We start from the raw sequence: 11,869 nt of genomic DNA, 5'->3' as shown, positions 1-11,869 counted from the left end.
ATTATGAAAGTTACAAATGAAGTTTTATTGAAAAAAATCAACCTAATCGTTGATAAATTGATGAATCTTGGAGCTCCTGATTGTGAAACAGATATTACAGACAAAGCAGGTCTTTCCAAAGGATTGATTCCAAGAGATTTTGGAATTGCAGAATGGGACTGGCCACAAGGAGTTGGCCTTTATGGATTAAGAAAGTTGGAAGACTTCTATAAAGATGGCAGATACAGTGAATTTTTCAAAAATTGGTATCAAAACAATTTAGAAATAGGACTTCCTTCAAAAAATGTCAATACTACGGCTCCTTTTCTTCCGTTGGTCGATTTATGTGATACACTAAATGATCCTATCTACGAAAAAATGTGTATCGAACGTGCTGAATGGTTGATGGATTATTTGCCTCGCACCAAAGAAGGTGCATTCCAGCATGTAACAAGTGCAATTGGAGATCGTCAGGGCGTTCGTTTAAATGAAAGTGAAATGTGGATTGATACCATTTTTATGACTGTATTATTTTTAAATAAAATGGGACATAAGTACAATCGTCAAGATTGGATTAGTGAAGCTACCCATCAGGTGTTAATTCACATTAAATATCTGTACGAAAAGAAAACTGGACTATTCTATCATGGATGGAGTTTTAATGAAAATAGCAATTTTGGAGGAGTATTCTGGTGTCGTGGTAATTCTTGGTTTACCTTTGGAATCATAGATTTTCTTGAAATGAGCAAGTCAACTCTTGATGCAGGTGTTAAAAAGATATTACTTGATACCTTCAAAGCGCAAGTGAATGCATTAGTTAAACTTCAGGCGCCTTCTGGATTATGGAATACCGTTCTTACCGACCCTACAAGCTATGAAGAGGTGTCTGGTTCTGCTGCGATTGTAACTGGTATCTTAAAAGCGATTAAGCTAGGCCTTTTAGATGAAAGCTATCAGATATACGCTGATAAGGCAATTGAAGCTATCTGTAAAAACATTGATACAGATGGTACTGTATTAAATGTATCTGCTGGAACAGGAATGGGTTATGATGCCGATCATTATAAAAATATCATCATAGCTCCTATGGCATATGGCCAATCTTTAGCTTTAACTGCATTATGTGAAGCATTGGTTTAAAACTAAAAATTATTATTTTACAAACAAAGAGTTCGTTTTCGGACTCTTTGTTTGCAATTATCTATTTTAAAACTTTGCTAGGCTTCTATGTATATTGTTTGCTTCTATGAAAATACTAGTATTAATGACTATTCTTTACATGTCTAAATTGTATAAACTTAGGAGGAATCAAATGAAGGATATGTTTTGTTTTCAATGTCAACAGACCGCACATAACACAGGGTGCGAGGGGAATGCAGGTGTATGCGGCAAGAAATGCGATACTGCAAATTATCAGGATGAATTAACTGGAGCTTTAATCGGACTCGCCAGAGCTGCAAAATCAGGACATCCAACCGATAATACCCACAAAATAATTCTGGAAGGTCTGTTTACCACTATTACAAATGTTAATTTTTACAATGATACCATTAAGAAACTTACTGCAAAAATTCACCAAGAACGAGCTCGAATAAACGCTGAAAAATTCGAAGATTATGATATGAAATGTTTGTGGGAGGATAACGAAGATATCCGTTCCTTAAAATCATTAATCTTATTTGGAATTAGAGGTATGGCCGCTTATGGGTATCATGCTATGGCTCTTGGTAAAATGGATGAAGAAGTCAATCAGTTTTTTTATGAAGCGTTATATGCCATTGGAGAAGATTTACGCCAAGATGAATTACTTCCTCTTGTTTTGAAAACAGGTGAGGTGAATTTTAAATGTATGGCTCTTCTTGATGAGGCAAACACGTCTGCTTATGGTACTCCTGTTCCTAATACTGTTTCTTTAACCATAGAAAAAGGTCCTTTTATTGTTGTAAGTGGACACGACTTGCATGATTTAAAACTTTTACTTGAGCAAACAAAGGATAAAGGAATTAATATCTATACGCACAGTGAAATGCTCCCTGCTCATGGATATCCAGAATTAAAGAAATATCCTCATCTAAAAGGAAACTTTGGAACCGCATGGCAAAGCCAACAGTTTGAATTTCACAACATACCTGCTCCGATTCTTTTTACGACTAATTGTCTTATGCCAGTACGGGAAAGCTACAAAGATAGAGTCTTTACCACTTCTGTCGTATCCTTTCCTGAATTGGTTCATATCGGAGAAGACAAGGATTTTACTCCTGTCATTCAAAGAGCAATCGAATGCGGTGGCTACGAGGAAGATACTCCAATGACAGGTATCAATAAAGGAACTACTGTGACAACAGGGTATGCACACGGCACTGTACTTTCCATCGCCGACAAAGTAATTGATGCAGTAAAAAGCGGAAAAATAAGTCACTTCTTCTTAGTCGGAGGCTGTGACGGTGCAGCTCCTGGAAGAAGTTATTATACAGAATTCGTAAAACAGGCTCCAAAAGACTCTATTATTTTGACTGCTGCCTGTGGAAAATACCGTTTTAACGATCTTGATTTGGGTGATATAGACGGTATACCTCGCCTTCTTGATTTAGGGCAGTGTAACGATTCCTATAGTGGGATTAAAATTGCCCTAGCACTTGCAGATGCTTTTGAATGTGGCGTGAATGATCTTCCATTAACCCTCGTTCTATCTTGGTATGAGCAAAAAGCAGTTTGTATCCTATTGACCCTTTTATATCTAGGTATTCAAAATATTTATTTAGGACCAACCCTTCCTGCCTTTGTCTCTCCTAATGTATTAAATATACTCGTTGAAAATTATAATCTTACACCGATTAGTACTCCAGAGCAAGATTTGGAAAAAATATTGGCATAAATAAAAGCTACTATTTTTTGATACAAGAAGTGTTATTCATCCAGTTTTGATGATAACACTTCTTTTAAATCTCTTTCTTTCAATTATATTCTTACTAATCCAACCCTCTATATCCTACGATTTCAGTTAAATCCAAATTATAGAGTATCATAAACTCTGTTTCAGGTCGTCCATCATCGTCTATTGGAAAGGTAACTTCATATACTGTCTTACCAATATATTCCTCATTCTCTCTGAAATACCTTTTTATATTTTTTCTTAATTTTATTTTACGTATATTAGAGCGTTTACTTATATTACTAATATCTTTTATTCTTTGCTTTTGAGCATTCTCTAACAGTTGATAAGCTTTCATTATCTTTTGTTCTTTGTTTTGTATTTTTTGACTTTGATAATAGCCCAATAGGATAAGAATAAATCCAACAATAATAATGATAAAAATGTATTTATTTTTTCTCATACTATTTCCTTTTAATTTTATATTAATGTTACTCCACTACTCCATATCCAACAATTTCTGTTAACTCCAAATTATATAGTATCATAAACTCTGTTTCAGCTCGTCCATCTTCTAATGGAAATGTAACTTCATACACAGTTTTCCCAAAATATTCTTTATTTTCTCCAGTATACTTTGTATTACTTTCCTTTAATCTTATTTTTCTTATATCTGAGCGCTTGCTTATTTCATTCCTATCTCTTATCCATTGTTTATTAGCATCATCTAGTAGTTGATATGCCTGCATTATTTTTTTTTCTTTATTATCAATTCTTTGACTTTGATTAATACTAAGAAATAAAAAAAATACTACTACAATAATAATTCCAAAAACAATTTTCTTTATATTCAAATTTACACATCCCATCCTTAATTTAGATTATGTTCCTCATCATACAATGAAGTAACATCTTCATAGTCCTCTATTTCGTTTACCTTATTCACTTTAGTAATACCAGTACTTCCTGCCATTATACTGTATTTACCTGATGCATTTTCAGTAGATAAATATACAATATATTCATTTCCCATGACCATTTTAGAATAGTCCTCATTATGATAATATATATTATCTTTTATTGCTGCAGGTTCTATAATATTCAATTTCTTTGCCTCTTGGTTCTCTGACTTATAATATTTTAACACCTCCACATCCCGTTCACCGTAATAGCCTACAAGATACTTTCCTTCTATATTATCATATGTAAAATAACTATTTTTTTCAGACAGGTTATCTTTCACTTTTATTAATGCAATAATCTCTGCCTTATCTTCGAGCTCATTGTACTCAAGTTCTGCATAATCACAACTTACAATCAATTCCTTGATTCCAGTTTCTGGATTCACATTATATGCTAAGGCTATTTCTTTTGTATTATTATTTATATAACCATATAAATTTACACCTAAAATCATCGCTAATATCATTAATATAATTTTTTTATTTCTATTCAATTCCATTCCTCTACTCCCTTTCATTTTTTCCTAAGATAAAATTAACACATCAATTATATTAAGAGAAGGTAATATTACATTTTTTCTGTCTCTTTATTTTCCCCATTTTTTTTTCAGCATTTTTTTATCATAAGCATATAATTTTAGACTTTTTTCTCCTGTTCTCATTATTGAAAATTGTAAATCTTGTGAATCTTTATGATCCAGGCTTAATGCATGTCCAACTTCATGTGCTGCTGTCGCGGCTTTTTTTTCAGTGTTGTTCAAGTCTGTGTTTTTATATTGATAGCAAATTGCTTTTACCCATTGCTCTGTAGAGTTCTTACTAAATGAGCCTGCACTGGCACTGTTTTGCCCATATGCCACATACGGATATGTACGGCCATATTCTAATGAAGTCGGCGGATTGTATTTATTACAAGACATAGTTATACTACTTCTAACACTTGCATCAGAACCCGAATATAACGTTAGAACTGATAGAAGCCAATAAAATTATTGATAAAACGGCTATACACATTGTTTCAATATAATTCTTTACTCTTTGATTTTCATATTTTTTACCATCCTTTGTTTTTATTTTACTCCCTCTTAATATATGAAAAATATTATATTATATTATATAGATTTTACTTTTAAATTACTATTTCTTTACATTCCTATTATAATAGTTGATTATTTTTATAATCATATAAAGCAAAAAGAACCATAATCCAGTTTTTGCGACTTACTTACGCAATCATTTGATTATAGCTCTTTTTTACCATTTATTTATATTTTTAATAACTATTCAAATCTTTACCTATCAAATCTCTCTCCATCTCCAAAGCATAAGTAAAGTTCTTAAAATCAGCATGCATGGTCTGGTTACATAGATCTTGTACACAAATTCCTACAAAAGCACCCGTAAATCCATTAGTAAAATCATCCGAAAGATTGGTAATATCAAACGTTTCACCTAACTCTATCCAAATATTCTCCTGTTTATAATAAAACTGCGCAATTTTATTCTTAACGTATAACCCCAACTCGAATGTTTCTCCTATAATTTCTTGTTGTTTGAAAAGGTGGTAGTTTCCTGCCCTAACCTCAACTGCATTCATCGTCTTAGTTTTCCTTTCCTCATCAAAGCTAATAAACAGATAGTACTGGTTATTCTCATCATAGCGGTAAAGCAATCCTGCCATGTGTTGAAAGGAGGTAGGCTTAAATTCAAATAAAGTAGAAGCAAAAAATGTAAAATCCTCCTGTCTTCTAGCTAGTAACGTTTGATAGAATCGACTATATATACTTTCCCTTCCAATCAATCTTAAATACCCTACTCTTGCATCCAAAGACATGTAATTGGTATCATAAGGAATTCGAAGTGTTTGAAAATCGCTTCGAAAGTCATCACTGTAAAATTCGTACACTTTTTTTCTACATTCCTTCTTCATCTCCTTAACTTCCTCACAACCTTGATGCGAAGTAGCAGGAGTGAAAACAGTCCCACCATTTTCAACAAAAAAGGAGTCTGATGGATGATTGGTTTTATTCTTAAGATAAAGCCAGTCATCCTCTCTCCATTCAACTTCCTGAACTGCTGTTTCTCGTCCTAGAACACAGCAGCTGGTACCTGGAATTGGTCTGGCACATAAATGAAACAAGTACCAAGTATCATCACTTGTTTTTACAAGGCTTGCATGACCTGCTTTTTTAAGAGTAGAAGAACCAATGTCTTTAATAAATGTTCTTTCTTCATAAGGCGCTTCTTCTACTATTTCTCCTTCCCATGAGGTTAAAATTGGATTAAATGGATGAACTTCATAAGGTCCTGTTAGTTCTTTGCTCCTAGCAAGTGTTACTGCATGCTTATAGGAGGTTCCACCCTCTGCACATAAAAGATAATAATAACCATTTCGATAATATAAGTGAGGGCCTTCACTAAAGGATAACTTCGTCCCGCAAAAAATATTTTTTGCTGTACCAATAAGCTTTCCTGCTTTATACTCTTGTAGCAAAATACCAGTAAACTGCTTACCTCCTGCACTTTTTCTATAATCCCATTGCATATTTACCAGCCACTTTCTACCGTCTTCGTCATGAAATAAGGACGGATCAAATCCACTAGAATTTAAGTAAACAGGTTTTGACCATGGTCCTTTTATGTCGGATGCGGTTGTTAAATAATTAGGTGTGTCCTTGAAAGGATAACGATGCGAAGAATGAACAACAGTATAAATCAGATAAAAAACACCTTCGCTATAGCTTAAACATGGTGCCCATATACCATCAGAGGCTTGTATACCTCGTATATCAAGTAATTCCAGGCTATCAAGCGGTGTTGCAATTAACTTCCAGTTACTCATATCATTAGAGTGATAGATTCTTACCCCTGGATACCATTCAAAGGTAGAAGTAGCCAGATAATAATCCTCCTCCACCCGAATCACACAAGGATCGGGGTGGAAGCCAGGAAGAATTGGGTTTATTCTTTCTTCTCTCATACTCTTAATTCCTTTCAAACCAAAGGAGATGGACCAAATTCAACAAAACAATAATCTGCATCCCAATAAGATTTGGTGCGATCTGCAATATCCGTTGCATCGGATTCGGATTCTCGTTCTACCCAACTCCACTTTCCAGTAAAGCTTTCTGGACCAACGTTGTAGCACTCACCATTAATATGATGATGTGGCCCCAAAAGATTTCGATTCGAAGCGTAGAGCGTTATTAGAATCTCATTTTCCCCCTCTAACGCTACATCGGTGATATCCACCTCATAAGGAGCCCATAAAGAGTGTTTGACTAAAACTCCATTTACATGCAGATTCATCATTGGTGCATTTTGTTTTCCAAAATCTAGAATCATACGTTTGCCTTCTTCTTTATGAATAAAAAGCGTCTGTGTTACACTTACTTCACCCGCAAAAAACAAAAGTCCTTGTGTGGTAAATTCATTTGACGCAAATACTTTTGGCTCTGCTACAATTTCAAAAGGTCCTGCTGTTTTGAATGCCCTTTTATCTAGCTTTTGATAAGGTGTTTTGCTGATAACACCAAAGTCTCCAAGAAGATAGATGCTTTCCAATTCAATGTCATAGGTAATTTTATTTTTTTCTGTTTCGTATACATTTTCGCCGAATAAGACATCATATACTTTTTGTGGTTGTTTAAAGTTAATTTTTAAGATTATTTCATTGTATCCATTTTGTAGATACGACTTGATATCTACTTTATGAAAACTTTTATCTTTCCACCAGGAAATCGCTATCTCCTTATGCTTTAATGCGAAACCATTGACGGTGATGTCATAAAGTTTTGCATCTTCTATCACTACGTAAAATTCTTTATTTTCATCTAAATCCATATTAATCTGAAAATCATATTTCATTTCTACATTCACTGCACGCTTCATTTCTAGCAAATGATTTTGCAGTTGTATCGTAGGTATTTTCGCTTGCCACTCACCGCCATCTAAACGATACTGACACTGATCTAGAGTATAAGAGTTGAGTGAAATATCTTTTACAACCCATCTAGAGTCTGGATACACCTTTTGTATCCTTATTTCTTCTTCATCTGTCACATCTGTCTCTATGTCCTGATTTGGATAAAAGGCTAATAAATACGACTGCATTGGCTCAAAGGTTAAAGAAAAAACAGTATTGTGATTCACTTCTTTTACCTTAAGTGGTTTCATTTCTCCGCTTTCTGGAATCATATGCAGAATTGTTCCAACTTTTCCAAGAATTTGCACCTTTGTTTGAAATCTCTTCTCCTGATTATGATTTACTAAGAAGAACAATTCTCCCTCCTTTGTCTTTCGTTGTAGATAGGTGATAGAATCTACTTCTTTACCCTCTTCAAGAATGGATAACGTAATTAAGTTTTGCTTTTCCAACACCTTTCGAACCTTTTCAAATTCAACGGCTTGGACGCATGTAACCAATTCCTTTAACAAAGAATAATCACCATTTGTAAAGTGAGGCAATGCTCCTAACGATAAAATGGTTCCACCTTGTTTGCTAAATTCTAATAATAACTTAAGTGTACTCCCATCAATTGCATACATGAAAGGCAATATGACTGTCTTATATCCTATGCACCCAACTTGAAACAAACCGTTTGTCACACTACCATATTTTTTTATAATAGTTTCATCTCCATAGTGATAACTGATATGAGAGCCTGAAAGGCATTCTGACGCTTTGATAAATTCCTCATCTAGAGTTTTCATTTCTTTGGTTCTTGTTCCATCAAAGGCTAAATATCCACTACGCATTGGGTGCAGCAACAATACATCTGCCGTTTGATCTCCTTCTGATAATGCAACGCAAAGACGGCCTAGATAATCATTGAATCGATTCGCATGCTTCCACCAAGTCTGTTGGGTAAAGTGTGATGGTGGATAATCTCTTTTTCTAACTCCTTTGATGGTATATGCCATCAAATGTTGGCATATTTGATTCACACCATTTACAAACTGCCACTCTGCAATCCATTTTAGCTCTTCAAAGGATACATTCCATCCACACAAAGCATATGACTCTGTTAATATTTGTTTTTTTCCGAGTTGACAAGCAACGGAACCAACCTGTTTTCCGATCACTGGTGAATCAATTCTTCTTCGCAGCCAATCAATTCCAGGTACATGCATATATTCATAGAAGGGCATCACGCCCGCTGTACTGGTCATTTGGCTAAAAATACTTTCCTCCATCATGATATGTCCTGTCACTTTACACTTATGTTTTTCACACCAATCATAGATTGTTTTCATATAATTTTCTGCAAACATAGTACTAACTGTCTCCCAAAAATCATATCTTATTTTTTCATAATCACCAATTTCATAAAATAGCATCGGCAAATAGTTTGTCACATCATATCCATAACGTTTGAAAAAAGTGTCTGGTAACTCATCTGACCAAGCAATATCACCAAAATTGTTACAAGTAAGCCTTGGTTCATCTGTAAAGAATCCGTGCATTACATTACCAAAGAATTCTTCAAAACGTTCATAATAAGCTTCATGGGTGCATTGTAAAAAAGCTTCTATTGCACGTTTGTTAAGCGTATCAATATAATATGGATTTGTATGCTTATAAACGGCATAGATTGTCTCCTCTTCCTGTACCTCCAACTGTTTTTCAACATCTACTTTCATAATTTCATTTGATGACTTATGATAGCTGTAGCAAGTAATAAGCTTATCTTTTTCTACGTCTTTTATCTTGTCTATTTTTTTTATTGTAATAAACTTAGCATGAAAATCACTTGACTGGTCTGGAACCAGCCCTCCTGCAAATCCACTTGGCCAACCTTCCTCATCGTAAATCCAAGCATGCATCCCCTCTTCTTTTGCCACATCAATTCCCGTTTTAATGGCTTGAAACCATTCAGGTGACAAGTAGCTTGTTTTTAATCCGGATCGTGCATGCATAAAAAATCCGCCATTACCGCCCTTTTTAAGTTCCTTAATTTGATAAGCTATTTCCTCTAAATCAAGTTCATCATTCCATGACCAAAACGGAATTGGTCGATACTGATTCGGTGGATTTTTAAAATCTTGCTTTAATCCCATCTTTCTCACCCCTCTATCTTATATGCTAGCGGAATCCAAATTTTCATTTCTCCAAATCCTCTATTATCCCATGCAAAATAAGGTATCAATCGAACATCTACCATTTTTACAGTTGTTTCTTTTAGCGTCTGGTATAATTGATTCCTGTCATAACCCTTTCGATTCAGTTGATACATTTGCGTTTCCAGCGCAATTGTGACACGATTATCTATTGTAAGTGGCACTTGCTTAAAGTCAGCACCTGGCTGAATAATTAGATCATCAAGTGTATCTAACTGCGTGTCCATGGACTCAATACAATATACAAGAGGACCTTTTTCGATTGCCACCTGATTGGTATTTTCTTCTACCATTGGATGAGATATGGTGAATCGAACTGGCATCTCAAAATATATATCTATTGTTCCTTCCTTTAACGTATCTAACGTAATCGATATGTAATGGTTTGCATCTTCACTCGTAACCTTTTTTTGGTCTGATGTTCCAACTGTAATAGATCCTTCTTCTACCCAAGAAGGTACTCGAATCTTAAAAGTGGTTCTAGCATCCTGTTTTACTTGTTCCATTCTCAAGTGAATATGGCCATCATAAGGATAGTCCGTTTCTTGAATTAATACAAAGTCAGCACCGTTTTCTAGTTGCATATTTGCTTTGTTTGCACCATACATTCCCATGTAAATACAATCTTTTGAAATGGTATAAGCATATTCCTTACTCTGTGCCAAAATTCTAGCTAGATTAGGAGGACAGCAATAGCTTGTAATATACTCCGTTCGTTCCAAAGACCAAACCATTTCATATTCTAGTTTTTTCGTGCGTCGAAGCATGTTTTCATAGAAATAGCGTTTTCCATCTAGACTCACTGCTGCAAGATTCACATTGAGCATAGTTCTTTCAATCACATCAAAGTACTTCGCTTTTGGCTCTATTGTAAACATCCGATATGCCCACATAACCAAACCAATATTAGCACAGGTCTCGTTATATGCTGTAATATTCGGAAGCTGGTATTCATATCCATATGCCTGATGTGTTTTTTGATCAATAAAAAAGTTACCATATGGAGAAACACCATTGTATAGCGCTCCACACCCACCTGTAAGATATATTTTATGATTCATCAGACTATCCCAAACAAGGTGAAGCATTTTGACATATTCTTCATCCTCAATTTCTGCGCACAAATCAGCAACTCCACTGTATAAATAGTTTGCTCTTACTGCATGACCAATTATTTTATCGTGTTGCTTTAGCTTTATTCTATCTTGATTATCATCTGTACCATTCTTCACAGAATCACGAAGTGCAATGGAAAGCTTAGCCAAATCTAAGTACTTTTCTTCCCCTGTGGTACGATACAATTCGATTAACCCCATATAATGAGATGGGCAAACAGCCGTTTGTACTTCTCCGCTCTTAACAGCCTCTTCATATAAATTATTAAGGTAATCCGCCGCTTTTTTGGCTACCTTTAATAGACTATCATTTCCCGTCATACGATAATGAAGACTGGCACAAGTAAATAGATGACCAAAATTGTACACTTCAAAATCATTTACATCACCCATTCGCTGTATCCCATTGGCATTCATTTCTCCAATGATTTGCTTGGTTGACAAATAACCATCTGGTTGTTGGGCTCTTGAAATCAAATCAATGTATTCATCAAACTCCTTTGGTAACTTACCATATTTCTCTATGGAAACATATAAATATGCCTCCAGCCATTTGTAGAAATCTCCGTCACCAAAAACAGTTCCATCATGCTCTCCTTGTGCCTCTCCTGCACAAATACGAAAGTTTTCAACCACATGACTAATTTCTTTTGCATCAAACATACGCTTTAACTGCGGAACCATGGATTCCCTACAAACCTCCATTGTATCTGCCCACAATCCATTCGTCCATTCAATTGCCTCACTCGGAAGAGCCTTTACTTTTGCATATTTTGATCTTCTGGTATCTGTAATCATAATAAACTCCTCTTTTCTTTTCT

Annotated in this window: 9 protein-coding genes; 2 read left to right on the top strand and 7 right to left on the bottom strand. The window is 34.9% G+C overall.

Annotated elements, in window-relative coordinates; translation table 11 throughout:
• Positions 1-3: 3 nt before the first annotated feature.
• Positions 4-1,119 carry a glycoside hydrolase family 88/105 protein gene (locus F7O84_RS02410; protein WP_151141477.1) on the top strand — a complete coding sequence of 372 codons (1,116 nt, stop codon included), beginning with the start codon at positions 4-6 and terminating at the stop codon, positions 1,117-1,119.
• Between the two features lie 181 nt (positions 1,120-1,300).
• The gene (gene hcp, locus F7O84_RS02405; RefSeq protein WP_334296148.1) at positions 1,301-2,854 is read left to right on the top strand and encodes a hydroxylamine reductase; all 1,554 of its coding nucleotides are present in this window, start codon (positions 1,301-1,303) and stop codon (positions 2,852-2,854) included.
• A 94-nt stretch (positions 2,855-2,948) separates the two neighbouring features.
• Here the strand turns inward: hcp and F7O84_RS02400 are convergent, their stop codons facing one another.
• From F7O84_RS02400 to F7O84_RS02370, 7 genes are all read right to left on the bottom strand, one after another.
• Positions 2,949-3,314 (bottom strand): hypothetical protein, encoded by a 366-nt coding sequence (locus F7O84_RS02400; protein ID WP_151141472.1) that lies wholly within the window; start codon positions 3,312-3,314, stop codon positions 2,949-2,951.
• 28 nt (positions 3,315-3,342) lie between these two features.
• Entirely contained in the window at positions 3,343-3,705 is a 363-nt protein-coding gene (locus tag F7O84_RS02395; protein ID WP_151141469.1) for a hypothetical protein, read from the bottom strand.
• A gap of 17 nt (positions 3,706-3,722) precedes the next feature.
• On the bottom strand, positions 3,723-4,313 hold the full coding sequence (locus F7O84_RS02390) for a hypothetical protein (protein WP_151141465.1): 591 nt from the start codon (positions 4,311-4,313) through the stop codon (positions 3,723-3,725).
• An 87-nt stretch (positions 4,314-4,400) separates the two neighbouring features.
• On the bottom strand, positions 4,401-4,733 hold the full coding sequence (locus F7O84_RS02385; RefSeq protein ID WP_151141462.1) for a matrixin family metalloprotease: 333 nt from the start codon (positions 4,731-4,733) through the stop codon (positions 4,401-4,403).
• Between the two features lie 353 nt (positions 4,734-5,086).
• Complete coding sequence (locus F7O84_RS02380; RefSeq protein ID WP_151141459.1) at positions 5,087-6,793, bottom strand: glycoside hydrolase family 43 protein; 1,707 nt, start codon at positions 6,791-6,793, stop codon at positions 5,087-5,089.
• A 14-nt stretch (positions 6,794-6,807) separates the two neighbouring features.
• Positions 6,808-9,873: a glycosyl hydrolase gene (locus F7O84_RS02375; protein WP_151141456.1), complete on the bottom strand. Its 3,066-nt coding sequence runs from the start codon at positions 9,871-9,873 to the stop codon at positions 6,808-6,810.
• 5 nt (positions 9,874-9,878) lie between these two features.
• Positions 9,879-11,846 carry a glycoside hydrolase family 127 protein gene (locus F7O84_RS02370; RefSeq protein WP_151141453.1) on the bottom strand — a complete coding sequence of 656 codons (1,968 nt, stop codon included), beginning with the start codon at positions 11,844-11,846 and terminating at the stop codon, positions 9,879-9,881.
• Positions 11,847-11,869: the final 23 nt, after the last annotated feature.

Origin of the sequence: Candidatus Galacturonatibacter soehngenii (genome assembly GCF_008830185.1) — a bacterium.
In the GTDB taxonomy this organism is placed as follows: domain Bacteria; phylum Bacillota; class Clostridia; order Lachnospirales; family Lachnospiraceae; genus Lachnotalea; species Lachnotalea soehngenii.
The sequence above is the reverse complement of the archived record's forward strand: the minus strand, read 5'-3'. Positions and strand labels throughout refer to the sequence as shown.